The following is a 24,965-nucleotide window of genomic DNA, read 5'->3' as shown; positions in this document are numbered from 1 at the left end:
CTACTCGGGCTGGAACCACACCGCCGCGAGCGGCGGCAGCGTGAACGTCGCCGACGCGGGCTTGCCGGCCCACGGCTCGTCGACCGCGTCGACTCCGCCGAGGTTGCCGACGCCCGAGCCGCCGAACTCCGCGGCATCCGTGTTGAGCACCTCGCGCCAGCGGCCCGCCGACGGCACGCCGAGCCGGACCCCCTCGTGCGGGCGACCGGCGAAGTTCACGATGCACAGCAGCGGCCGGCCGTCGCGGTCGTAGCGCAGGAACGCGATCACGTTCAGGTCGGCCGCGCCGCCCTCGACCCAGTCGAATCCGGCCGAGTCGTCGTCGAGCTGCCAGAGCGCGGGCGTCTCGCGATAGGTGCGGTTCAGCCGGCCGACGAGCTCGGCGAGCTGCCGGTGGCTGGGCTGGTCGAGGATCCACCAGTCGAGTCCGCGCTCCTCGCTCCACTCGGAGAGCTGGCCGAACTCCTGACCCATGAAGAGCAGCTGCTTGCCCGGGTGCGCCCACATGTACGCCAGGTACGCGCGCGTGTTCGCGAGCTGCTGCCAGTGGTCGCCGGGCATCTTGCGCACGAGCGACCCCTTGCCGTGCACGACCTCGTCGTGGCTGATCGGCAGGATGAAGTGCTCGCTGAACGCGTAGAGGAACGAGAAGGTGAGCTCGCCGTGGTGGTGCGCGCGGTACATCGGGTCGCGCTGGATGTATTGCAGGGTGTCGTGCATCCACCCCATGTTCCACTTGTAGCCGAAGCCGAGGCCGCCCGAGGTGGTGGGCGCCGTGACGCCGGGCCAGCTCGTGGACTCCTCGGCGATCATCACCACGCCGGGGTTGCGCTTGTAGGCCGTCGCGGTGGCCTCCTGCAGGAAGCCGATCGCCTCGAGGTGCTCGCGCCCGCCGTACCAGTTCGGCAGCCACTCGCCCTCCTCGCGCGAGTAGTCGAGGTAGAGCATCGAGGCGACCGCGTCGACGCGCAGGCCGTCGACGTGCATCTCCTCGAGCCAGAACAGGGCGTTCGCCACGAGGAAGTTGCGCACGCGCGGGTTGCCGTAGTCGAAGACGAGCGTGCCCCAGTCCTTCTGCTCGCCGCGACGCGGGTCGGCGTGCTCGTACAGCGGCTCGCCGTCGAACCGGGCGAGCGCCCACTCGTCCTTGGGGAAGTGGCCGGGCACCCAGTCCATGATCACGCCGATGCCGGCCTGGTGCAGGCGGTCGATGAGGTACTTGAGGTCGTCGGGGCTGCCGAACCGCGAGGTGATCGCGAAGTAGCCCGTGACCTGGTATCCCCACGAGCCGCCGAACGGATGCTCCGCCAGCGGCAGGAACTCGACGTGCGTGTAGCCGAGCCACTGGAGGTACTCGATGAGCTCGTCGGCGACGTCGCGATACCCCTTGCCGGGTCGCCACGACCCGAGGTGGAGCTCGTAGATGCTCATCGGCAGCTCATGCGGGTTCGCGTGCGCGCGCCGCGACATCCACTCGCCGTCGCCCCACTCGTGGTCGCTGGTCGCGACGACCGAGGCGGTCGCCGGCGCCACCTCGGCCCGGCGGGCCATGGGGTCGGCCTTCATCGTCCACGCGCCCGTCTGCGCGAGGATCTCGAACTTGTAGGCGGTGCCGGGCTCGACGTCGGGCACGAAGAGTTCCCACACCCCGCTCGCACCCATGTTGCGCATCGCGTGCCCCGTGCCGTCCCAGCGGTTGAAGTCACCCACGACGCGCACGGCGCGGGCGCGCGGCGCCCACACGGTGAACGAGACACCGCGCAACGGCCCCGTGACCGACGGGAACTCGCGGTGGTGCGCGCCGAGCACCTTCCACAGCTCCTCGTGCCGGCCCTCGATGATGAGGTGCAGGTCGACCTCGCCGATCGTCGGGGCGTAGCGGTACGGGTCGTCGCTGGTCCACTGGCTGCCGTCGTCGTAGCGCGCGCGCACGCGGTACCCGGTCGGGCCGAACTCGCCCGCGCCGGCCCACACGCCGTGCGCCACGTGCTCGAGCGGCAGTTCGGTGCCGTCGTCGAGCAGTGCGTCGACGGATGCCGCGAGCGGCCGCCGCACGCGGATGACGGTGTGCGCGCCGCCGTGCCCGGCCGCGTCGAACCCGTGCTGGCCGAGCACCGCGTGCGGGTCGTGGTGGCGGCCCTCGGCCACCGCGCGGAGGAGGTCGTCGGACACCGGCGGCGCCTGGACGGGGGAGATGTCGGTCATGACGCGCCTCGAATCACTCGCAGGATGTGGACCGGTTGCGTGAAGGCGTCGAGCCGCACGTAGTTGTGCTCGCCCCAGTGCCAGCGCTCGCCCGTGACGAGGTCCTCGACGGCGAAGGTGCCGCCGGGCTCGAGGGCGACCGCCGCGAGGTCGAGGTGCACCGTCGTCTCGCGCACCGAGTGGGGGTCGACGTTCGCGACGACGATGATCGTGTCGTGGTCGTCGTCGGCGCGACCGTCGATGAAGCGCCCCTCGAGGTGCTTGGAGTACACGAGCACGGCGTCGTCGTCGCTGAAGTGGAAGCGGATGTTGCGCAGCTGGCCGAGCGCGGGGTGCTCGGCGCGGATCCGGTTGAGGATGCCGAGGTACAGCGCGAGGGACCGGCCCTCGGCCTCCGCCGCGGCGAAGTCGCGCGGCTTGTACTCGTACTTCTCGTTGTCGATGGCCTCCTCGGCGCCCGGGCGGGCGACCGATTCGAACAGCTCGAATCCCGAGTAGACGCCCCACGTGGGCGCGGCGGTCGCCGCGATCGTGGCGCGCACGGTGAAGGCCGCCGGACCGCCGAACTGCAGGTACTCGGTGAGGATGTCGGGCGTGTTGACGAAGAGGTTGGGCCGCATGAAGTCGGCCGTCTCCTGCGACACGCTCGTCAGGAACTCCTCGAGCTCCTGCTTGGTGTTGCGCCAGGTGAAGTACGAGTACGACTGCTGGAAGCCCACCATCGCGAGCGCCTGCATCATCGCCGGGCGCGTGAAGGCCTCGGCGAGGAACACCACGTCGGGGTCGGTCGCGTTGATGTCGCCGATGAGCCGCTCCCAGAACATGAGCGGCTTCGTGTGCGGGTTGTCGACGCGGAAGATCCGCACGCCCTGCTTCATCCAGTGCCGCACGATGCGGGTGACCTCGGTGACGAGGCCCTCGAAGTCGTCGTCGAAGTTGATCGGGTAGATGTCCTGGTACTTCTTCGGCGGGTTCTCGGCGTACGCGATCGTGCCGTCGGGCAGGGTCGTGAACCACTCGGGGTGCGTGCCCACCCAGGGGTGGTCGGGGGAGGCCTGGAGCGCCAGGTCGAGCGCGATCTCGATGCCGAGCGCGCCGGCCCGGCGCACGAAGGCGCGGAAGTCCGCGAGCGTGCCGAGGTCGGGGTGCACGGCGTCGTGACCGCCCGTCGCCGCGCCGATCGCCCACGGCGAGCCCGGGTCGTGCGGGCCCGGGGTCAGCGTGTTGTTGGGGCCCTTCCGGAACGCGAACCCGATCGGATGGATCGGCGGCAGGTAGACGACGTCGAAGCCCATCGCGGCGACCCCGTCGAGCCGTCGCTGGGCCGTGCGGAACGTGCCCGACTTCCAGGAGCCGTCCTTCTTCAGCTGCCGTGCGCCCTCGGACCGCGGGAAGAACTCGTACCACGAGCCCACGCCCGCACGGCGCCGTTCGACGAGGATCTCGTGCTCCTCCGAGTCGCTCGTGAGGCGCGCGAGCGGCCGCACGTCGAACTCGGCCAGCACCGGGTCGTGGAGGAGCGCCCGGCGGGCGGACGGCTCGGCCGACGCGTCGCGCAGCGCCGCCGCGAAGGAGCCGAGGCGCGTGCGCACCGCCCGGGGCCGCTCGGGCTGCGCCGCGGCGCGTTCGGCCAGGCGCGCGCCGATCTCGTACATGAGCTCGACGTCGACACCCGCGTCGATCTTCACCTCGGCGTCGTGGATCCACGTGCCGACCTCGTCGCCGAAGCCCGTCACGTGCCAGCGCCACGTACCGAGCGCGTCCAGCCGCACCGAGGCCTCCCAGCGGTCCGTGCCGGCGGCCAGCGGCGACATCCGATGCCGCTGCACCGCCCCCGACGGATCGGCGAGCACGAGCATCGCCCCGACCAGGTCGTGCCCCTCCCGGAACACCGTGGCGCGGAACGGGACCACCTCCCCGGAGAACGCCTTGGGGTTCCATCGCGGATCGGGCAGGGCGGGCGTGAGCCGGGTCACGGGGATCCGGCCGGCACGAACGGGACGGCTGGTCACGTTCCGACCGTAGCGTGGATGCCATGCGAACGGCAGGCCGGGTTCGGGCGTGTGACGGCCGGACTGTACGCGCTTGCCGTGGCACCGCGGTCCGCGACCTGATCGTGACCTCCGTTCACCTCGCCGACACACGCGCCCGCTTAGGGTGGTCCCGTGAAGCCGATCCGCAAGTTCATCGTCCGGGCCGTGGTGCCGCCGCAGCTCAGCGCCCTCGAGGAGCTGGCTGCGAACCTCCGCTGGTCGTGGCACGAGCCGACCCGCCGGCTGTTCGAGCACATCGATCCGCTCGGCTGGCGACGTTCCGAGCGCGACCCGATCGCGTTCCTCGGCGACGTCGACGCGCGCCGACTCGAGGAGCTCGCGCACGACGACGGCTTCGTCGCCTGGGCCGAGCGCGAGCGCGACGCGCTGCGCACGTACGTGAGCGAGCCCCGGTGGTTCCAGTCGCTCGGAGCGGACACCCCGAGGACCATCGCGTACTTCTCGCCCGAGTTCGGCATCGCCGCGGCCCTGCCCCAGTACTCCGGGGGGCTCGGCATCCTCGCCGGCGACCACCTCAAGGCGGCCTCCGACCTCGGCGTGCCGCTCGTCGCGGTGGGCCTGTTCTACAAGGCCGGCTACTTCTCCCAGGCGATCGCGCCCGACGGCTGGCAGCAGGAGCGCTACCCGGCCCTCGACCCCGACGGGCTGCCCCTGTCGGTGCTGCGCCGCGCCGACGGCACGCCGGTGCAGGTCACGCTCGCGGTGCCCGACGACCGCAGCCTGCACGCGCGGGTCTGGCAGGTCGCGGTCGGCCGAGTCACGCTGCTGCTGCTCGACACCGACATCCCCGCCAACGACGACGACCTGCGGCAGGTCACCGACCGGCTCTACGGCGGCGGCGGCGAGCACCGCCTGCAGCAGGAGCTGCTGCTCGGCATCGGCGGCGTGCGGGCGCTGCGCGCCTGGAGCGAGCTGACGGGGCGCGCCTTCCCCGACGTCTTCCACATGAACGAGGGCCACGCCGGCTTCCTCGGGCTCGAGCGCATCTCGGCGTGCATCGGCGAAGGGCTCGCGTTCGGCGAGGCGCTGCAGCTCGTGCGCGCCGGCACGGTGTTCACGACGCACACGCCGGTGCCCGCGGGCATCGACCGCTTCGACCGGGCGCTCGTCGCCCGCTACCTCGAGTCGGGGCTGCTGCCCGGCATCGACCCCGCCGACGCGCTGCCGCTCGGCCTCGAACCCGGCGTCGCGGCGGAGGAGAGCGCGTTCAACATGGCCATGATGGGCCTGCGACTCGCCCAGCACGCCAACGGCGTCTCCAAGCTGCACGGCGAGGTGAGCCGCTCGATGTTCGCGAGCCTGTGGCCGGGCTTCGACGCCGACGAGGTGCCGATCACGTCGATCACCAACGGCGTGCACGCGCCCACCTGGACCGACCCCGCCCTGCTCGAGCTCGCCGAGGAGCGGCTCGGCACGGGCGACACCGAGCACGCCGACTGGCTGAGCACCGCGGTGAGCGACGCCGAGCTGTGGAGCGTCAAGCGCGGCATGCGCCTCCAGCTCGTCGAGGACGCCCGCCGCCGGCTCGCCGCCGCCTGGGCCGACCAGCACGCCGGCGCCGTCGCGCCCGACTGGGTGCGCCGCGTGCTCGATCCCGACGTGCTCACGATCGGTTTCGCGCGTCGCGTGCCGACCTACAAGCGGCTGACGCTCATGCTGCAGGACCCGGAGCGGCTCGCGGCGATCCTCACCAACCCCGACCGGCCGGTGCAGTTCGTGATCGCCGGCAAGGCGCACCCCGCCGACGAGGAAGGCAAGCGCCTCATCCAGCGGCTCGTGCAGTTCGCGCAGCGGCCGGAGCTGCGTGAGCGAATCGTGTTCCTGCCCGACTACGACATGGGCATGGCCGAGACGCTCTACCCGGGCTGCGACGTCTGGATGAACAACCCGCTGCGCCCGCTCGAGGCGTGCGGCACGTCGGGCATGAAGGCCGCCATGAACGGCGCGCTGAACCTCTCGATCCTCGACGGATGGTGGGCCGAGTACGCCGCCGACGACCACGGCTGGGTGATCCCGACCGCGGATGCCGCGCCCGATCCCGCCGAGCGCGACCGCCTCGAGGCGAACGCCCTCTACGACCTCATCGAGCACCGCATCACGCGGCTCTTCTACGACCGCGACCACGACGGCGTGCCCACCGAGTGGATGACGCGCGTGCGGCGCACGCTCGCGAACCTCTCGCCGGAGCTCGGCGCCGACCGGATGGTGCGCGAGTACGTCGAGCGGCTCTATCGCCCCGCAGCCGAGCACGCGGCGCTCGTCGGCGCGAACGGCGCGAAGCCCGCGCGCGAGCTCGCCGAATGGGTCGCGGGCGTGCGGGCCGCGTGGCCGAGCGTGCACGTCTCGCACGTCGAATCGGGCGGGGTCGAGGCGACGCCGCACGTCGGCGACGAGCTGCACCTGCGCGCGCACGTGGCGCTCGGCTGGCTCACTCCCGACGACGTCGCCGTCCAGGTCGTGTACGGGCACTCGCACGGCGACGACCGCATCGAGGACGCGCGCGTGGCCCTGCTCGAGCCCGACGGCGTCTCGAACACGGATGGCGCGACGCGCGTCTACGTCGGCACGATCACGCTCGACCGGGCGGGCGCGTTCGGGTACACCGTGCGCGTCGTCCCACGGCATCCGCTGCTCCTCTCGACCGCCGAGCTCGGGCTGGTCGCCGCGGCGACCTGAGCGGGTGCTGCGGGTCGAGCAGGCGCGCCTCCTCGACCCGCGACCCTCAGGGGCGGGTGCGGGCGATGGGGGCGTAGCGGCCGTTCGTGACGGCGAGCAGGTCGTCGGGCGCGAGCTCGAGGTCGAGGCCGCGCCGGCCGCCCGAGACGAACACGGTCTCGCAGAGGATCGCGGTCTCGTCGACCACCGTCGGCAGGGCCGTCTTCTGGCCGACGGGGCTGATGCCGCCGACGACGTACCCGGTCTTGCGCTCGGCCAGCGCGGGGTCGGCCATATCGGCGCGCTTGCCGCCGAGCGCCGCGGCGAGCGCCTTCAGGTCGAGCTGGTCGGCGACCGGGACGATGCCGACGACGAGCGCGCCGTCGACCGTCGCGAGCAGCGTCTTGAACACGCGCGCCGGGTCGAGGCCCAGCTTCTCAGCCGCCTCGAGCCCGTACGCCGCGGCCCGCGGGTCGTGCTCGTACGCGTGCGCCGTGAAGGGGATCCCGGCGCGCGTGAGCGCGACGGTCGCGGGCGTACCGGCCGAGGCATCCGCTCGCTTGGCCATCAGCCCTGGGCCTCGTGGTCGTTCCCGGTGGGTCGCTCGTCCGCCGCAGCGGCCACGGGTGCAGGCGAGGGCTCGCCGTGCGCGCGGAACAGGCGCATCGACTGCGGCGCCACCGGCATCCGCTCGCCGGGTGCGAAGCGCGTGCCGAGGTCGCCGTCGGGCTGCTCGCGTGCGGAGTCCCAGAGCAGCTCGTAGTCGTCGACGCCCGGGTGCTCGGGCAGCAGCACGGCGCTCTCGGTCTCGGAGGCGTGCACGACGAGCAGGATCCGGTTGTACGCCTCGAACTCGGGCGTCGAGGCCGCGACGAACTGCAGCGTGCGCTGCGACGGGTCGTTCCAGTGGTCGATGGTCATCGTCTCGCCGTCGGCGTTGTACCAGTCCATCTGCGACGCGCTCGGCACGCTCTCGCCGAAGCGGCCGTAGCGGACCGGGCGGAGCGCGGGGTTCTCGCGGCGCAGGGCCAGCAGGTGGCGCGCCGTCGCCTCGAGTGGGCCGTCGCGCTCGGCCGGGTCCCACGCGAGCCAGGTCAGCTCGGAGTCGTGGCAGTACGCGTTGTTGTTGCCGCGCTGGCTGCGACCGTACTCGTCGCCGGCGGTGAGCATCGGCACGCCCGCCGAGAGCAGCAGGGTGCCGAGCAGGTTCCGGATGCTGCGACGGCGCGCCGCGGCGATGCCCGGGTCGTCGGTCGGGCCTTCCACGCCGTGGTTGTACGAGTTGTTGTGGTCGGCGCCGTCGCGGTTGTGCTCGCCGTTGCCGAGGTTGTGCTTGACGTCGTAGGCCGTGAGGTCGGCGAGCGTGAAGCCGTCGTGCGCGGTGATGAAGTTGAGGCTCGCGAGCGGCCCGCGCTCGTGGGCGAACGTGTTCGCCGATCCGGCGAGGCGCGTCGCGAACCGACCGATGCCGCTGCCCGCCTCGCCGTGGCGCTCGCGGCGCAGGTCGCCGAGCCAGAAGTCGCGCATGCGGTCGCGGTAGCGGTCGTTCCACTCGGTGAACCCCGGTGCGAAGTTGCCGGTCTGCCAGCCGAACGGGCCGACGTCCCACGGTTCGGCGATGAGCTTGCCCGCGCCGATCACCGGATCGGCGAGCATCGCCCGCAGCAGGGGATGATCGGGGGAGTAGGCGCCGAGCTCGTCACGCCCGAGGGTCGCCGCGAGGTCGAGGCGGAACCCGTCGACCTGGAGCTCCTCCGCCCAGTAGCGCATCGAGTCGAGCACGAGCCGCACGGGCGCCTCGTGCCCGAAGTCGAGGGTGTTGCCGCACCCCGTCGTGTCGACGTACCGGCCGTGCACGTCGTGCCGGTAGTACGAGGCGTTGTCCAGCCCCCGGAAGCTGTAGGTCGGGCCCTGGCGGCCCTCCTCCGCGGTGTGGTTGTAGACGACGTCGAGCACGACCTCGAGCCCCGCCTCGTGCAGACGCTTGACCATCCCGGCGAACTCGCGGCGGACGGCCGCCGGACCGCCGGCCTGGGCGGCGGCGCTCGCGTAGGGCGTGTGCGGGGCGAAGAAGCCGAGCGTGTTGTAGCCCCAGTAGTTGACCTGGCCCTGGCGCACGAGCCGCTCCTCGGGCACGAACGCCTGCACCGGCAGCAGTTCGACGGTCGTGACCCCGAGGTCCGTGAGGTACTCGAGCGACGCGTCGTGCGCGAGTCCGGCGTAGGTGCCGCGCAGCGCCTCGGGGATGCGATCGTTGAGCCGGCTGAAGCCGCGCACGTGCGCCTCGTAGACCACGGTGTGGTCCAGCGCCACGCGGGGCTTCGCGACGCCGCCCCAGTCGAACCCCTCCGAGTCCAGCGAGTCGAGCGCGACGCCGCGCCACGACCCGTCTGCGGCCTGATGCAGCCCGCGCGCCCACGGGTCGAGCAACGTGTGCACCGGGTTGAACGCGTGCTCGATCCCCGCCGGGCCGTCGACGCGCAGGCCGTACCGCGCGCCCGGCACGAGGTCGGGCGACGTCGCCGTCCACACGCCGTCGGCGTCGCGTTCGAGCCGAGTGCGGCTGGTCGCCCAGTCGAGGTCGTCGGGGTCGAAGACGACCAGTTCCACCGAGGTCGCGTGCGCCGACCAGACGCGGATCGTGCCGCCGTCCGGTCCGGTGCGCACGCCCAGGTCGTGGAGCGGATCGGCCGAAGACATGCGAACTACAGTAGTTCGTGGGGACGCGGATCCCCGTGAGGAGGTGCCCGATGCCGCAGGCCGGCACCGTCTACCTCGACCACGCCGCGACCACGCCCATCCGCCCGGAGGCGCTCGAGGCGATGACCGAGGCCCTGCGGCTCGTGGGCAACCCGTCCTCGATCCACAGCGCCGGGCAGGGCGCCCGCCGCCTGCTCGAGGAGTCGCGCGAGCAGGTCGCCGCGACGCTCGGCGTCGACCCCATCGAGGTCGTCTTCACGGCGGGCGGCACGGAGGCGGTGAACCTGGCGATCAAGGGCCTCTTCTGGCGGCGGCGCCTGGAGACGGGCGCTCGCCGGATCCTCGTGCCCGCGGGCGAGCACCACGCCACGATCGACACCGTCGAGTGGCTCGCCGGGCTCGAGGGGGCGGAGGTCGAGGAGATCCCGCTCGACGGGCTGGGTCGGGTCCGCGTCGACGCGCTCGCCGCGGCGCTCGAGCGCGACGCGCCATCCGTCGCCCTCGTCACGATGCTCTGGGCCAACAACGAGGTCGGCACGATCGAGCCCGTGCGGGAGGTCGCGGGGCTCGCCGCCCGCGCCGGCGTGCCCCTGCACCTCGACGCCGTCGCGGCGTACGGGCACGTCCCGATCGACCTGCACGCGCTGCGCCGCGAGACGCACGCGCCGGCGGGCGCCGGGCTCGTCGCGATCAGCGTGTCGGCCCACAAGATCGGCGGCCCGGTCGGGGTCGGGGCGCTCGAGCTCGACCGCTCGACGCGCCTCGAGCCGCTGCTGCACGGCGGCGGCCAGCAGCGACGCATCCGCTCGGGCACGCAGGATGTCGCGGCTGCGGCGGGATTCGCGGCAGCGGCGCGCGTGGCGGTCTCACGACGCGACGAGGAGAACGAGCGGATGTCGCGGCTGCGCGACCGGCTCGTCGCGGGCGTCGCGTCGGCCGTGCCCGACGCGCGGCTCTCGGGCGACCCCGAGCCCGGCGGTCGGCTGCCGGGCACCGCGCACTTCGCGTTCCCGGGCTGCGAGGGCGACTCGCTGCTCTTCCTGCTCGATGCCGCGGGCGTGGCGGTCTCGACGGGGTCGGCCTGCCAGGCGGGCGTGCCCGAGCCCTCGCACGTGCTGCTCGCGATGGGCCGCACCGAGGAGGAGGCGCGCGGCGCGCTGCGCATCACGCTCGGCTGGACGACGACCGAGGCCGACGTCGACGCGTTCCTCGCGGCGCTCCCCGCGGCATACGAGCGCGCGGCGCGCGCCGGCATGGCCGCCCGGGCGACGAGCTTCGACCGCTGAGCGCGACCTCGACGGTCAGTCCTGCGGGGGGCGACGCAGGCGCTTGACCTCGGTACGCCGCTTCTTCGCATCGAGGCGGCGCTCCTTCGCGCCGCGACTCGGGCGGGTCGGACGTCGTGACGGCGACGGCGGCCGCAGCGCGTCGGCGACGACGGCGGCGAGCCGAGCGCGCGCAGCACTCCGGTTCTGCAGTTGCGCCCGGTGCTCGGATGCCGCGATCGTGAGCACGCCGTCGACGAGGCGACCGCTCAGGCGCTCGAGGAGCCGCTGCCGCTGGAGCGGCGAGAGCGCGTCGGAGCCGGCCACGCTCCACGTGAGCTCCACGCGCGAGTCGGCGGTGTTGACGCCCTGCCCGCCCGGGCCGGACGACCGCGAGAACCGCCACGACAGCTCCGACTCTGGGATCGTGAGCCCGGAGTCGACCCGGAGACCGGGGCGGTGCGCAGCGGGCATGCACCCATCATCCTCCGGGTCGGGGGATGCCTGCGCCTCCGAATGGGTCGGCGTGCCGCCCGCGCGCCCGGGCGCGGCATCCGGGTCGCACTTCGCCGGCATCGAGTCGCCGGAAATCGACCGAAACGCCCGGCGTATGGGTCGATTCCCGGCGAGTCGCGAGCGGGTGCGCGGCGCGGGGCGGCGGGGCGATGGGCGGGCGGCGGCGCGGGCGCGCGGCATCCGCTCAGGACCGGGTTCGTAGACTGGAACCCATGCGAGTCCTGGCAGCGATGAGCGGCGGCGTCGACAGCGCCGTCGCGGCCGCGCGCGCCGTCGACGCCGGCCACGACGTGGTCGGCGTGCACCTGGCGCTCAGCCGCATGCCGGGCACGCTCCGCACGGGCAGCCGCGGCTGCTGCACGATCGAGGACTCGATGGACGCGCAGCGCGCCGCGAACGTGCTCGGCATCCCGTACTACGTGTGGGACTTCTCCGAGCGGTTCAAGGCCGACGTCGTCGACGACTTCATCGCCGAGTACTCCGCCGGTCGCACGCCGAACCCGTGCATGCGCTGCAACGAGCGCATCAAGTTCGCCGCCCTCCTCGAGAAGGCGATCGCGCTCGGCTTCGACGCGGTCTGCACCGGGCACTACGCGACCATCGTGACGGATGCCGCGGGCCACCGCGAGCTCCACCGCGCGAGCGCGTGGGCGAAGGACCAGTCGTACGTGCTCGGCGTCCTCACGGCCGAGCAGCTCGCGCACGCGTACTTCCCGCTCGGCGACACGCCCTCCAAGCAGCTCGTGCGCGAGGAGGCGGCGCGCCGCGGCCTGTCGGTCGCGCAGAAGCCCGACTCGCACGACATCTGCTTCATCCCCGACGGCGACACGCGCGGCTGGCTCGGCGAGAAGGTCGGCATCGCGCCGGGCGAGATCGTGGATCGCTCGGGTGCCGTGGTCGGCTCGCACGACGGCGCGCACGCCTACACGGTAGGCCAGCGCCGGGGCCTTCGGCTCGGCACGCCCGCGCCCGACGGGCGGCCCCGCTTCGTGCTCGAGGTGCGCCCGAAGGAGAACACGGTCGTCGTCGGCCCGAAGGAGGCGCTCGCGATCGCCGAGATCGCCGGCTCGCGCTTCACCTGGGCCGGCCGTCCGCCGGTCGAGCCCGCCGAGCCGTTCGCGTGCGAGGTCCAGATCCGCGCGCACGCCGAGCCGGTGCCGGCGAGCGCCCGCGTGGCGACGGATGCGTCGGGGCGCGACGAGCTCGTCGTGACGCCCGAGGTCCCGCTCGACGGCGTGGCCCCGGGCCAGACGGCGGTGGTGTACGTCGGCACGCGCGTGCTCGGCCAGTGCACGATCGACCGCACCGTGAGTGCGGTTCCGGCCGACGCCTGAGACGGCTTCGGCGGCCGTCCTCGCTGCGCCCCAGCCGCGCCGCATGACGTGATGTCACCCGAACGGGTGACATCCGGTGGTCGTTTCGCGTAGATTCGCGTAGGTTCGCGCGGCGCACCCCGGCGTCACGCGAGTGACGAGGAGCTGTCGTGACCTACCCGCTGTACCCCGCCGACCCCGCCCGTGACCCCGCCGAGCCGTTCCGCACGCTCGACACCGCGCCCACTCCGCTCGCCCGGATCGGCGCCGACGCCGAGACGCCCTGGGACGACGTGGTCGTCGACGACCGCCCGATCACGATCGAGGAGGTCGCCGAACGCCAGCGCGCGGCGTTCGGCGGTCCGAAGATCGGGTCGGCGTTCTTCGGATGGCTGACCGCGTCCGCGAGCGGGGCGGGCGTCGTCGGCGTCCTCGTCGTCGTCGCCGCGCTGCTCGGCGTGCGCGTGCTGCCCGACCCCTGGGCCGTGGGCGCCGTCGGCCCGCTCGACGCGCTCACGGTCGGCTGGGTGGTGACGGGCGCGCTGCTCGCGATCCTGCTCGCGGCGTTCTACTGCGGCGGCTACGTGGCGGGGCGGATGGCCCGCTTCAGCCCGATCGCGCAGGGCGTCGCGGTCTGGGTGTGGGCCCTCGTCGCCGTGATCGCGGTCGCCGTGGCGGGTGCGGCGCTCGACGTCCGGTACGGCATCCTGGCTGCGGTTGCGCAGGCGGTCCCTCGCCTGCCCGTGTCCGCGGACCTGCTCGTGATCGCCTGGATCGCCGTGGGCGTCGGCGTCGCGATCGTCAGCCTCGGCGGGGCGATCCTGGGCGCCGTCGTCGGCGTGCGGTACCACCGTCGCGTCGACGCGGTCGGCCTCGACGCCTGACCCCGGGCTGAACGCGGGCCGGACGTTCGCTGCATCCGAGGGCACTGATCGCACCGTTGTCAAGGCCCCTCCCGACGAGCCGGGTTCGCCCTATGGTCGAGACGGCGCCGCAGGCACCATCCGCCGTGCGGCGCACGACGAGAGGGGACCTGTCATGAGCACCTCATCCGATCGGCCCGGCCGCGAGCCGTATCCGGCGGGCACGCCGGCCGAGCGCCCGGTTCCGACCGACACCGTGCACGACGACCGCACGATCGTGCGCGACGACGGCACGGTCGAGCGCGAGCGCGTGGCCGAACGCCGCGTCGACACCGACGGCGACGGCATCGCCGACGAGCGGGTCGTGCGCGAGGACCGCGCCGTCCGCGACGAGCGGCCCATCGCCGACCCGGCGGTGCGCGCAGCGGTCGTCGACCGCGAGCGCGAGCGATACGGCGGCATCAAGTTCGGCGCGGCGTTCTTCGGATGGCTCACCGCCGTCGGCGTCGGCGTGCTGCTCACCGCGCTGCTCGCGGCGACCGGCGCGGCGCTCGGCATCGGCACGCTCGGCGAGGCGGTCGACGAGGCCGCCGCGCAGAACGCGCAGACCATCGGCATCGTCGGTGCGATCGCGCTGCTGGTGATCCTGTTCGTCGCCTACTTCGCGGGCGGCTACGTCGCCGGGCGGATGGCGCGCTTCAACGGCATGAAGCAGGGCATCGCCGTCTGGCTCTGGGCGATCGTCATCGCGGTCGTCGGTGCGGTCATCGCGGCCGGCGCCGGCGCGCAGTACGACGTCCTCGCCAGCCTGAACACGTTCCCGCGCATCCCCGTCACCGAGGGCGAGCTCACGGTCGCGGGGATCGTCACCCTGGTCATCGTGCTGCTCGCCAGCCTCGGCGGCGCCATCCTGGGCGGCAAGACCGGCACGCGGTATCACCGCAAGGTGGACGCCGCCGGCTTCGGCGCATAGCGCTTGGGGAGTGCTGCGCCGGAGGGGGTGCGCGGTGGGGGCCGCGCACCCCGCCTCCGCGCCGGCGCGGCGGGCGGATCGGTGCGCACGGACCGCTGATCCGCGCCCCCGGCGCATGGGCGTCGGCGGCCGTCGTTAGGCTGGCCCCGTGGCATCCGTCGACGACACCGCGACCCCGACCGTGACCCGCGAGCACGCGGCCGACGAGGTCGAAGACCTCACGATCCGCATCAACGAGGCGCGCGACGCCTATTACGAGCGCGACACCGTGCTCATCAGCGACGCCGAGTACGACGAGCTCATGCGCCGGCTGGAGGAGCTCGAGCGGCTCTACCCCGAGCTGCAGAGCCAGGACAGCCCCACCCTGACCGTCGGCGGCCGCGGCGAGACCACGTTGTTCGCACCCGTCGAGCACGCCGAGCGCATGCTCAGCCTCGACAACGTCTTCTCGCCCGACGAGCTCGCCGACTGGGCCGTGCGCGCCGAGTCCGCGGCCGGCCGTCGCGTGCACTGGCTGTGCGAGCTCAAGATCGACGGGCTCGCCCTCAACCTGCGCTACCAGCGCGGGCGGCTCGTCTCCGCGGCCACCCGCGGCGACGGGCGCGTCGGCGAGGATGTCACCGAGAACGTCCGCTTCATCCCCGGCATCCCGATGAAGCTCGAGGGCGACGGGCACCCCGAGCTCGTGGAGGTCCGCGGCGAGGTGTACTTCCCCACCGAGGCGTTCGGCGCGCTGAACGCCCGGCAGGCCGAGTCCGGGGAGCGCGAGTTCGCCAACCCCCGCAACGCGGCGAGCGGGTCGCTCCGGCAGAAAGCCGAGGGCAAGAACGCCGCGCAGCTCGACCTCATGCACCGTCGGCTCTCCGGGCTCAAGATGCTCGTGCACGGCATCGGCGCGTGGCCCGACCCGCCCGTCGCCGCGCAGTCCGAGGTGTACGAGCTGCTCGCCGGATGGGGCCTGCCGACCTCCGACCGGTACCGCGTCGTCGACTCGGTCGCGGGCGTGCAGGAGTTCGTGTCGTACTACGGCGAGCACCGGCACTCCGTCGAGCACGAGATCGACGGCGTGGTCGTCAAGATCGACGAGCTCGCGCTGCACGACGAGCTGGGTGCGACCAGTCGCGCGCCGCGCTGGGCGATCGCCTACAAGTACCCGCCCGAGCAGGTGAACACCAAGCTGCTCGACATCGTCGTGAGCGTCGGGCGGACCGGCCGCGCCACGCCGTTCGCCGTCATGGAGCCCGTGCGCGTGGCCGGGTCGGTGGTGCGCCAGGCGACCCTGCACAATCAGGACGTCGTCAAGGCGAAGGGCGTCCTCATCGGCGACACCGTCGTGCTGCGCAAGGCGGGCGACGTGATCCCCGAGGTCCTCGGGCCCGTGGTCGAGCTGCGCGACGGCACCGAGCACGCGTTCGTGATGCCGGCCGAGTGTCCCGAGTGCGGCACGCCGCTCCGCCCGATGAAGGAGGGCGACATCGACCTCCGGTGCCCGAATGCGCGCGCGTGCCCGGCCCAGGTGCGCGGCCGGGTCGAGCACATCGGATCGCGCGGCGCGCTCGACATCGAGGCGCTCGGCGAGGTGTCCGCCGCCGCCCTCACCCAGCCGCGCGTGCCCGCCGAGCCGCCCCTGCCCACCGAGGCCGGCCTGTTCGACCTCACGGTCGACGACCTCATCCCCATCGAGGTGGTCGTGCGCGACGCCGAGACCGGGCTCGAGAAGCTCGAGGCCGACGGCACCGCGCGGGTCCGCGCCCCGTTCCGGCGCAACCCGAGCGCGGCCGAGCGCAAGGCGGGCCTCGAGGGTCCGCAGCCGTCGGCGAGCGCGCTCAAGCTCGTCTCCGAGATCGAGAAGGCCAAGACCAAGCCGCTCTGGCGCATCCTCGTCTCCCTGAACATCCGCCACGTCGGCCCCGTCGCCGCGCGCGCGCTCGCCGACCACTTCGGCTCGCTCGAGGCGATCCGCGCCGCGAGCCGCGACGAGCTGGCCGAGGTCGAGGGCGTCGGCGGGATCATCGCCGACTCGCTGCTCGACTGGTTCGAGGTCGACTGGCACCGCGAGATCGTCGAGCGGTGGGCGGCCGCGGGCGTGCAGTTCGCCACGCCGGGCCATCCCGGTCCAGGGCGGGCGGCCGAGGCGGGCGGCGTGCTGGCCGGGCTCACGGTCGTCGCGACCGGGAGCCTCGACGGCTTCACTCGCGAGGGAGCGCAGGAGGCTATCATCGCGGCAGGGGGCAAGGCGGCGTCGAGCGTCTCCAAGAAGACCGACTTCGTCGCGGCGGGTCCCGGTGCCGGATCCAAGCTCGCGAAGGCGGAGGAACTCGGCATCCGGGTCCTCGACGCGGCGCAGTTCGCGGTCCTCGTCACGGAGGGGCCGGACGCGCTCGATCGATGAGGGGGCGGCATGGCGGAGGCCGGCGACGACCGGGATCACGACGAGGAGGCGGCGCGGTTCGGCGCGACGCGCCGTGAGTTCCTGAAGCTGGGCGGCGTCGCGGGCGCCGCCGCCGTCGTGGCCGGTGGCGGTGCGGCCGCGGTGGGCGCCGCGGCCGGGCACTCGACCGGGCTGAGCGAGGGCGCAGCCGGGTTCGCCGCCCTTCCCGCCCCGCCGACGCCGCGGTCGAAGCCCGGCTTCGACCACCTCGTCGTGGTGATGGGCGAGAACCGCTCGTTCGACAACCTCCTCGGCTGGCTCTACGACGCCGACACCGTGCCGGACGGCACCACGTTCGACGGGCTCGCGTTCGGCGACTACGCCAACACCGCACCCGACGGCGAGGTCGTCGCGGCGCACGTGTACGCCGGTGCGACCGACCTCATCATGAGCCGCCCGCACCCCGACCCGGGCGAGGAGTACCCGCACGTCAACACCCAGCTCTTCGGCACGATCCGTCCCGCGTCGAACGCGACCGCCGCGATCGACGACATGACGGCGCCGTACAACGCGCCCGATGCCGGCGCCGCTGCAAGCATGTCGGGCTTCCTCACCGACTACGCCCATCACGTCGAGCACGACGTCGACGTCGCCGGGCACCGCGACCTCCGCCAGATCATGGGGTCGTTCTCGCCCGAGATGCTGCCCGTGCTCTCGACGCTCGCGAAGGGATTCGCCGTCTACGACGCCTGGCACTGCGCGGTGCCCTCGCAGACGTTCTGCAACCGCTCCTTCTTCCATGCGTCGACCTCGCACGGCTTCGTCACCAATCGCGGCGGCGCGGGCTACCGCAAGTGGCTCGAGGCGAAGCCCGCCCCGACGATCTTCAACCGGCTCGAGGACGCCGGGCTCGACTGGCGCATCTACTTCGACGACCTGCAGCTCGTGTCGATGACCGGCATCATCCACGCACCGGCACTCGAGAAGTACTGGCGCACGGAGCACTTCGCACCCATGTCGCAGTTCTGGAGCGACGTCGCCGACGGCAAGCTCCCGCCCTACTCGTTCGTCGAGCCGCGCATGATCTACGACCACAACGATTTCCACCCGCCGGTGGGGCCGCTGCGCGAGTCCGAGGTGGAGGGCGGCGAGGTCACCGACAGCGCGATCTCCGACGTGCGCGCGGGCGAGCTGCTGATCCACCGCATCTACAGCGCGATCCGCGAGAGCGCCACCGAGGGCGGATCCAACGCCGTCAACACGATGCTCCTCATCACGTTCGACGAGCACGGCGGCACCTACGACCACGTCGCGCCGCCCGCTGGCACGCCGCCGCACCCCGACGCGAAGCCCGGCGAGATGGGCTTCGCGTTCGACCGCCTCGGCTGCCGGGTGCCGGCGATCGCGATCTCGGCGTACACCGCCGAGGGCGGCGTCATCCACGACGCCATGCACCACGGGTCGGTCATCGCGACGCTCTGCAAGCTCCACCGACTCGACCCGCTCACGGCCCGCGACGACGGCGCGCCCGACATCCTGAACGCCGTGACCCGCGACACCCCGCGGCATCCGCTCAGCTGGCCGGTCACGACGCCGCAGTACACGCCGCCGAATCCCGAGGCCGAACCGCCGCACCCGGGCGACGCGCACCGTGCGGCGCCGCTCAGCCCGCCGGCACGCGGCCTGCTCGGCATGCTCATCGCGAAGTACGGCGCCGACGGCGAACCGGAGCCCGAGACCTACGGCGACGCGTACGAGGCGCTGCAGAAGTACGGCGTCGGCCTGTTCGGCGCGCCTCGATAGAATCGCTGGGCATCCCCATCCCCACACGACGGAGCAGCATGTCTGAAATCAGCGCCGAGCAGGTCGCGCACCTCGCGAACCTCGCTCGCATCGCGCTCACCGAGGAAGAGATCGGCCACCTCACCACGGAACTCGGCCAGATCATGCAGGCGGTCGAGAAGGTGAGCGAGGTGGCCACGCCCGACGTCGTGCCCACCAGCCACCCGATCCCGCTGCACAACCCGCTCCGCGAGGACGTCCCGACCGACGTGCTCACCGTCGAGCAGGTGCTCTCGGGCGCCCCCGAGCACGACGGCGCGCGGTTCGTCGTCTCCGCGATCCTGGGGGAGGAGCAGTGAGCGACCTCATCCGGCTCAGCGCCGCCGACCTCGCCGCCAAGCTCGCCTCCGGCGAGGTCTCGTCCGTCGAGGCGACCCGCGCCCACCTCGACCGCATCGCCGCCGTCGACGGCGCCGTGCACGCGTACCTGCACGTCAACGAGGCCGCCCTCGAGACTGCTGCCGAGGTCGACCGCCGCCGAGCGGCCGGCGAGGAGCTCGGCCCGCTCGCGGGCGTGCCGATCGCGGTGAAGGACGTGCTGGTCACCAGGGGCATGCCGTCGACCTCCGGCTCGCGCATCCTCGAGGGCTGGATCCCGCCGTACGACGCGACGCCCGTCCGGAAGGTGCGCGAGGCGGGCATGATCCCGCTCGGCAAGACCAACATGGACGAGTTCGCGATGGGCTCCTCGACCGAGCACTCGGCGTACGGCCCGACGCACAACCCGTGGGACCTCGAGCGCATCCCCGGCGGCTCGGGCGGCGGTTCCGCGGCCGCGGTCGCGGCCTTCGAGGCGCCCCTCGCGCTCGGCAGCGACACCGGTGGCTCCATCCGCCAGCCGGCGCACGTGACCGGCACCGTCGGCGTGAAGCCCACGTACGGCGGCGTGAGCCGGTACGGCTCGATCGCGCTCGCGAGCTCGCTCGACCAGATCGGCCCGGTCAGCCGCACGGTGCTCGACGCGGCGCTGCTGCACGACGTGATCGCCGGGCACGACCCGCACGACCAGACCTCGATCCCCGACCCGTGGCCCTCGATGGCCGAGGCGGTCCGGCGAGCGGATGTCTCGGGGCTGCGCATCGGCGTCGTGAAGGAACTCGACTCCGAGGGCGTCCAGGCCGGCGTGCGGCAGCGCTTCCACGAGGCGCTCGAGCTGCTCGCCGCCAACGGCGCCGAGATCGTCGAGGTCGGCGCGCCGAGCTTCGAGTACGCGATCGCGGCGTACTACCTGATCCTGCCTGCGGAGGCGTCGTCGAACCTCGCGAAGTTCGACTCCGTGCGCTTCGGCCTGCGCGTCACGCCCGAGGGCGGCGGCACCGTCGAGCAGGTCATGGCCGCGACCCGCGAGGCCGGGTTCGGCCCCGAGGTCAAGCGCCGCATCATCCTCGGCACCTACGCCCTCTCGGCGGGGTACTACGACGCCTACTACGGCAGCGCCCAGAAGGTGCGCACGCTCGTGCAGCGCGATTTCGACGCCGCGTTCGCCGAGGTCGACGTGCTCGCCACGCCGACCGCGCCGACGACCGCGTTCAAGCTCGGCGAGAAGCTCGACGACCCGCTCGCGATGTACCTCAACGACGTCGCGACGATCCCCGCGAACCTCGCGGGCGTCCCCGGCATCTCGGTGCCGTCCGGCCTCGCGCCGGAGGACGGGCTGCCGGCGGGCATCCAGTTCCTCGCGCCCGCGCGCGAGGACGCTCGGCTCTACAACGTCGGCGGCGCGCTCGAGGCGCTGCTCGTCGACCGGTGGGGCGGCCCGCTGCTCGCGCAGGCCCCCGACCTGTCCACCCACGAACTCAAGGCGACCGAGGAGGGCGTGGTCTGATGGCGCGCGCGGCACTGATGGACTTCGACGAGGCGCTCGCGCGCTTCGAGCCGGTGATCGGCCTCGAGGTGCACGTCGAGCTCAACACGGCGACCAAGATGTTCTCGCCGGCGCCGAACCCGGCGAACAGCGCCTACCACGGCGCCGGGCCGAACACGCTCGTCGCGCCGGTCGACATGGGCCTGCCCGGCTCGCTCCCGGTGGTCAACGGCACCGCCGTGCGGTACTCGATCTCGCTCGGGCTCGCGCTCGGCTGCTCGATCGCGCCGTCGAGCCGGTTCGCGCGGAAGAACTACTTCTACCCCGACCTCGGCAAGAACTACCAGATCTCGCAGTACGACGAGCCCATCGCGTTCGAGGGTTCGGTCGAGGTCGAGCTCGAGAACGGCCGCACGTTCCAGGTCGCGATCGAGCGTGCGCACATGGAGGAGGACGCGGGCAAGCTCACCCACGTCGGCGGCACGACGGGCCGCATCCAGGGCGCCGAGTACTCGCTCGTCGACTACAACCGGGCCGGCGTGCCGCTCGTCGAGATCGTGACCAAGCCCATCGTCGGGGCGGGGGCGGATGCTCCCGCGCTCGCGCGCGCGTACGTCGCGACGATCCGCGACATCGTGCTCTCGCTCGGCATCTCCGAGGCGCGCATGGAGCGGGGCAACCTGCGCTGCGACGCGAACGTCTCGCTGCGACCCAAGGGCCAGGAGAAGTTCGGCACCCGCACCGAGACGAAGAACGTCAACTCGATGCGCTCGGTCGAGCGCGCCGTGCGCTACGAGATCCAGCGCCAGGCGGCCATCCTCGCCGAGGGCGGCACGATCACGCAGGAGACCCGCCACTGGCACGAGGACACGGGCACGACGAGCCCGGGTCGTCCGAAGTCCGACGCCGACGACTACCGGTACTTCCCCGAGCCCGACCTGCTGCCGGTCGAGCCCGAGCCCGCCCTCATCGAGGAGCTGCGCGCCGCGCTGCCCGAGCCGCCCGCGGCCCGGCGTCGCCGGCTCAAGGCCGAGTGGGGGTTCAGCGACATCGACTTCCAGGGCGTGGTCAACGGCGGCCTGCTCAACGAGGTGCTCGCGACGGTCGAGGCCGGCGCCACGCCCTCCGCCGCGCGCAAGTGGTGGACGGGCGAGCTGACCCGCATCGCGAACGCTCGGGGCACGGATGCCTCGGAGCTGGCCGAGCCGGCCGACGTCGCCGAACTGGCTGCGCTCGTCGAGGAGGGCACGCTCACCGACCGCCTGGCGCGCCAGGTGCTCGAGGGCGTCATCGCGGGCGAGGGGTCGCCGCGCGAGATCGTCGACGCGCGTGGTCTCGCGGTCGTCTCCGACGACGGCGCGCTCATCGCCGCGATCGACGACGCGCTCGCCGCGCAGCCCGACGTGCTCGCCAAGATCCGCGACGGCAAGGTCCAGGCCGCCGGCGCCGTGATCGGCGCGGTCATGAAGGCGATGCAGGGCAAGGCCGATGCCGCTCGCGTGCGCGAACTCGTGCTCGAGCGCGCGGGCGCCGAGGGGTAGCCCGACCGTCTCGACGAGAGCGGATGTCGCGACGCGCACGCGCGCGCTGCGACATCCGCTCTCGTCGTCCCGGGCGTTCCCAGCGCCTTCAAGGCGGGCATCGCTACGCTGGCCGCCCCTACGAGAGTGAGGACATCATGGGATTCCTTGACCGGCTCTTCGGCGGCGACGACCGCGCCCGGCAGGCGGCACCGCCGGTGCCGCAGGCGCCGCAGCAGCGTCGCCTCAGTGACGACGAGCTCGCGATCGAGCGCTACCGCTACCTGCTCCGCACGGCGCCGCCCGAGTCGATCGAGGCCGTGCATGCCGAGGCGTTCGCGAAGCTGACGCCCGAGCAGCGCCAGCAGGTGTTCCGCTCGCTCGCCGAGCAGGCGCCCGCGGGGGAGCGACTGGTCTCCGACGACCCGCAGGCGCTCGCGCGCGCGGCGACACGCCAGGAGCTGCGTCAGCCCGGCTCGATGGAGCGCGCGTTCGCCGGCGCGCCGGCCGGCGGTGCCGCGTACGGCCGCGGCGGCCCCTCGTTCGGTTCGATGGTGGGCAGCTCGTTGCTCGGCACGGTCGCGGGTGTCGTGATCGGCTCGGCGATCGCGCAGGCGTTCCTGCCCGACCCCGGTGCGTTCGACGCGTCGGGCGCGGATGCGGCCGATGCCGGCGGCGCCGATGCCGGCGACGCGGGTGCCGGCGCGGGCGACGCCGGCGCGGGAGACTCGGGCGGCGACTGGGGTGGCTCGGGCGGCGATTTCGGCGGCGGCGACTGGGGCGGCTCGGGCGGCGACTTCGGAGGCGGCGACTTCGGAGGCGGTGATTTCGGGGGCGGCGACTTCGGCGGGTTCTGACCGGTCGGTGAACCGCCAGCGGTCCCGGCCGTCGGGCCCGTCATCGGTGCCCACCGGTAGGGTCGCAGCATGAGCAAGCAGGACGGCTCGTCGCGCCAGGTCACGACCGGGCCGGTCGACGACTCGGCGACCCCGATCCTGCACGTCGACATGGATGCGTTCTTCGTCTCCGTCGAGCTGCTGCGTCGCCCCGAGCTCCGGGGCAGGCCGGTGCTCGTCGGCGGAACCGCGGGCCGCGGCGTGGTCGCGGCCGCGAGCTACGAGGCGCGGCGGTTCGGCGTGAACTCCGCGATGCCCATGTCGGTCGCGCTCCAGCGCTGCCCGAACGCGGTCGTGCTGCGCGGCGATTACGGGCGGTACGCGGAGTACTCCGAGCGGGTCATGACGATCTTCCGCGAGCTCACGCCGCTCGTGGAGCCGCTCTCGATCGACGAGGCGTTCCTCGACGTGTCGGGCGCGCGTCGGCTCCACGGCAGTCCCGCCGAGATCGCGTGGACGATCCGCCGGCGCGTCCACGACGAGACGGGCCTGACCTGCTCGGTCGGCGTGGCGGCGAGCAAGTACGTCGCCAAGGTCGCCTCGAGCCGCGCCAAGCCCGACGGAATGCTCGTGGTCCCGGCCGACCAGACGACGGCGTTCCTGCATCCGCTGCCCGTCTCGGCCCTCTGGGGCGTCGGCCGCGTCACCGAGGAATCGCTGCGCAAGCTCGGCCTGCGCACCGTGGGCGATGTCGCCGAGATGCCGGCCGATGCGCTGACCCGTGCGGTCGGCCCCGCCCTCGCCGCGCGGCTCTCCCAGCTCGCGAACGGCGTCGATCCGCGGGAGGTCGAGACGCGCCGGGTCGAGAAGAGCATCGGCCACGAGACCACGTTCGACCACGACCTGGTCGAGCACGACGACATCGCCCGCGAGCTCCTGCGCCTCGCGACCGACGTGGGCGTGCGGCTCCGCAGGGCCGGGATGCTGGCGCGCACGATCACGCTGAAGCTCCGGTACGGCGACTTCACGACCGTCACGCGGTCGCGCACGCTCGCCGAACCGACCGATGTCGCGCGTCGCATCTACGAGGAGGCGCTCGTGCCGTTGGGCGAGCTCGTGGGCGACGGGCGGCGGGTCCGGCTCATCGGCGTCCGCGGCGAGCAACTGCGTCCCGCGGGGGATGGCGCGCCCCTGTGGGACCCCGACGAGGACTGGCGCGACGCCGAACGCACGGTCGACGAGGTGGTCCGGAGATTCGGCCGCGGGGCGGTGCGGCCTGCCTCGCTCGTGCGGCCGGGGACGCCGGGCGCGTTGCCGACCGCGGGCGAAGGGTGGGAGCGCGACGACGCCGGCACGGCGACGACGCGCCGGCCGGCCCGCGCGCCGCGAGCTGCGCCTGCCGACCGATCCGACGGCCCCCTCCCGCCGGGTGCCCGCACGTTCTCGTGAGGCCGCGGCCGCGCGACATCCGTCAAGGGCCTTCCGAGGTCTCCGACGCGCCGGTAGCGTGGCGGCATGGCTGATTTCGTGCTCGATCTCGCAGACAAGGTCGCCGGCGTCGGCGTGCGCACCTCCTACGCCGACAAGGTCCAGCTGGGCGGCGTCGACGTCGTGCCGGTCGCGCTCGGTGCCTACGGCTTCGGCGGAGGTTCGGGGAACGCCCCCGAGCAGGGCGAGGGGTCGGGCGGCGGCGGTGGCGGGTGGTCGGTGCCGCTCGGCGCCTACGTGAGCCGTGGCGGCGACGTGCGCTTCGAGCCGAACGTGCTCGGCGTCATGATCGTCGCCATCCCGTTGGTCATGGTCACGGGCAAGGCCCTCAAGCTCATCATCCGCGCGCTCAAGCGATAGCGGGCGCTCGCTCCGTCGTCTCCGTCGCCCGGCGTCATGCTCGCGCGCCGGGCGTATACTCGTGCTCGAACACGGGAGTCCGGTGAGCCGGGCTGAGAGGAAGGTTCTCCAACCTTCGACCGTCGAACCTGATCTGGGTCATGCCAGCGCAGGGAGGGCAAACGATCTCATCTCCCGTGCCGCTTTCACTTGAGAGAAAG

General features: G+C 73.1%; 18 protein-coding genes and 1 riboswitch. Of the genes, 13 read left to right on the top strand and 5 right to left on the bottom strand.

Going from position 1 to position 24,965, the window contains the following annotated elements; genetic code table 11:
- Both glgB and JOD46_RS12520 read right to left on the bottom strand, forming a co-directional pair.
- On the bottom strand, window positions 1–2,205 hold the full coding sequence (gene glgB / locus JOD46_RS12525) for a 1,4-alpha-glucan branching protein GlgB (protein ID WP_204394872.1): 2,205 nt from the start codon (window positions 2,203–2,205) through the stop codon (window positions 1–3).
- Entirely contained in the window at window positions 2,202–4,217 is a 2,016-nt protein-coding gene (locus JOD46_RS12520; RefSeq protein WP_204394871.1) for a maltotransferase domain-containing protein, read from the bottom strand. The genes glgB and JOD46_RS12520 overlap by 4 nt, the downstream gene beginning before the upstream one ends.
- A gap of 153 nt (window positions 4,218–4,370) precedes the next feature.
- Here JOD46_RS12520 and glgP point away from each other — a divergent pair, with 153 nt between their 5' ends.
- Window positions 4,371–6,935: an alpha-glucan family phosphorylase gene (gene glgP / locus JOD46_RS12515; RefSeq protein ID WP_204394870.1), complete on the top strand. Its 2,565-nt coding sequence runs from the start codon at window positions 4,371–4,373 to the stop codon at window positions 6,933–6,935.
- A gap of 46 nt (window positions 6,936–6,981) precedes the next feature.
- On the opposite strand, the gene ybaK is transcribed toward glgP, so the two are convergent.
- Together ybaK and glgX are read right to left on the bottom strand one after the other, a co-directional pair.
- On the bottom strand, window positions 6,982–7,482 hold the full coding sequence (gene ybaK / locus JOD46_RS12510) for a Cys-tRNA(Pro) deacylase (RefSeq protein ID WP_204394869.1): 501 nt from the start codon (window positions 7,480–7,482) through the stop codon (window positions 6,982–6,984).
- Window positions 7,482–9,614 (bottom strand): glycogen debranching protein GlgX, encoded by a 2,133-nt coding sequence (gene glgX, locus JOD46_RS12505; protein WP_204394868.1) that lies wholly within the window; start codon window positions 9,612–9,614, stop codon window positions 7,482–7,484. Before glgX ends, ybaK begins: the two co-directional genes overlap by 1 nt.
- 50 nt (window positions 9,615–9,664) lie before the next feature.
- On the opposite strand from glgX, the gene JOD46_RS12500 reads away from it, so the two are divergent.
- A complete protein-coding gene (locus JOD46_RS12500) occupies window positions 9,665–10,900 on the top strand; it encodes a cysteine desulfurase family protein (RefSeq protein WP_204394867.1) in 1,236 nt (411 codons plus the stop codon).
- 15 nt (window positions 10,901–10,915) lie between these two features.
- Here JOD46_RS12500 and arfB read toward each other — a convergent pair whose 3' ends face one another.
- On the bottom strand, window positions 10,916–11,353 hold the full coding sequence (arfB, locus tag JOD46_RS12495; protein WP_204394866.1) for an alternative ribosome rescue aminoacyl-tRNA hydrolase ArfB: 438 nt from the start codon (window positions 11,351–11,353) through the stop codon (window positions 10,916–10,918).
- Window positions 11,354–11,607: 254 nt separating this feature from the next.
- Between arfB and mnmA the strand changes: the two genes are divergently transcribed.
- From mnmA to JOD46_RS12440, 11 genes are all read left to right on the top strand, one after another.
- Window positions 11,608–12,729, top strand: coding sequence for a tRNA 2-thiouridine(34) synthase MnmA (mnmA, locus tag JOD46_RS12490; protein WP_204394865.1), 1,122 nt, complete (start codon window positions 11,608–11,610; stop codon window positions 12,727–12,729).
- A 149-nt stretch (window positions 12,730–12,878) separates the two neighbouring features.
- The gene (locus tag JOD46_RS12485) at window positions 12,879–13,592 is read left to right on the top strand and encodes a hypothetical protein (protein WP_204394864.1); all 714 of its coding nucleotides are present in this window, start codon (window positions 12,879–12,881) and stop codon (window positions 13,590–13,592) included.
- Between the two features lie 154 nt (window positions 13,593–13,746).
- Window positions 13,747–14,544 carry a hypothetical protein gene (locus tag JOD46_RS12480; RefSeq protein ID WP_204394863.1) on the top strand — a complete coding sequence of 266 codons (798 nt, stop codon included), beginning with the start codon at window positions 13,747–13,749 and terminating at the stop codon, window positions 14,542–14,544.
- Window positions 14,545–14,692: 148 nt separating this feature from the next.
- Entirely contained in the window at window positions 14,693–16,936 is a 2,244-nt protein-coding gene (ligA, locus tag JOD46_RS12475) for an NAD-dependent DNA ligase LigA (protein WP_372432569.1), read from the top strand.
- A 9-nt stretch (window positions 16,937–16,945) separates the two neighbouring features.
- Window positions 16,946–18,718 (top strand): alkaline phosphatase family protein, encoded by a 1,773-nt coding sequence (locus JOD46_RS12470; RefSeq protein ID WP_204394862.1) that lies wholly within the window; start codon window positions 16,946–16,948, stop codon window positions 18,716–18,718.
- A 38-nt stretch (window positions 18,719–18,756) separates the two neighbouring features.
- Entirely contained in the window at window positions 18,757–19,056 is a 300-nt protein-coding gene (gene gatC, locus JOD46_RS12465; protein WP_204394861.1) for an Asp-tRNA(Asn)/Glu-tRNA(Gln) amidotransferase subunit GatC, read from the top strand.
- The gene (gatA, locus tag JOD46_RS12460) at window positions 19,053–20,582 is read left to right on the top strand and encodes an Asp-tRNA(Asn)/Glu-tRNA(Gln) amidotransferase subunit GatA (protein WP_204394860.1); all 1,530 of its coding nucleotides are present in this window, start codon (window positions 19,053–19,055) and stop codon (window positions 20,580–20,582) included. Before gatC ends, gatA begins: the two co-directional genes overlap by 4 nt.
- Entirely contained in the window at window positions 20,582–22,102 is a 1,521-nt protein-coding gene (gatB, locus tag JOD46_RS12455) for an Asp-tRNA(Asn)/Glu-tRNA(Gln) amidotransferase subunit GatB (protein ID WP_204394859.1), read from the top strand. The genes gatA and gatB overlap by 1 nt, the downstream gene beginning before the upstream one ends.
- 137 nt (window positions 22,103–22,239) lie before the next feature.
- Window positions 22,240–22,938 (top strand): hypothetical protein, encoded by a 699-nt coding sequence (locus tag JOD46_RS12450; protein WP_204394858.1) that lies wholly within the window; start codon window positions 22,240–22,242, stop codon window positions 22,936–22,938.
- Window positions 22,939–23,007: 69 nt separating this feature from the next.
- Complete coding sequence (locus JOD46_RS12445; protein ID WP_204394857.1) at window positions 23,008–24,366, top strand: DNA polymerase IV; 1,359 nt, start codon at window positions 23,008–23,010, stop codon at window positions 24,364–24,366.
- Between the two features lie 66 nt (window positions 24,367–24,432).
- A complete protein-coding gene (locus JOD46_RS12440; RefSeq protein ID WP_204394856.1) occupies window positions 24,433–24,765 on the top strand; it encodes a hypothetical protein in 333 nt (110 codons plus the stop codon).
- A 61-nt stretch (window positions 24,766–24,826) separates the two neighbouring features.
- A riboswitch (TPP riboswitch) is annotated at window positions 24,827–24,937 on the top strand.
- The last annotated feature ends 28 nt before the right edge of the window (window positions 24,938–24,965 follow it).

It is taken from the genome of Agromyces aurantiacus (genome assembly GCF_016907355.1).
Classification (GTDB): domain Bacteria; phylum Actinomycetota; class Actinomycetes; order Actinomycetales; family Microbacteriaceae; genus Agromyces; species Agromyces aurantiacus.
Note: the sequence above shows the minus strand (reverse complement) of the source record. Positions and strands in the feature narration are given on the sequence as shown.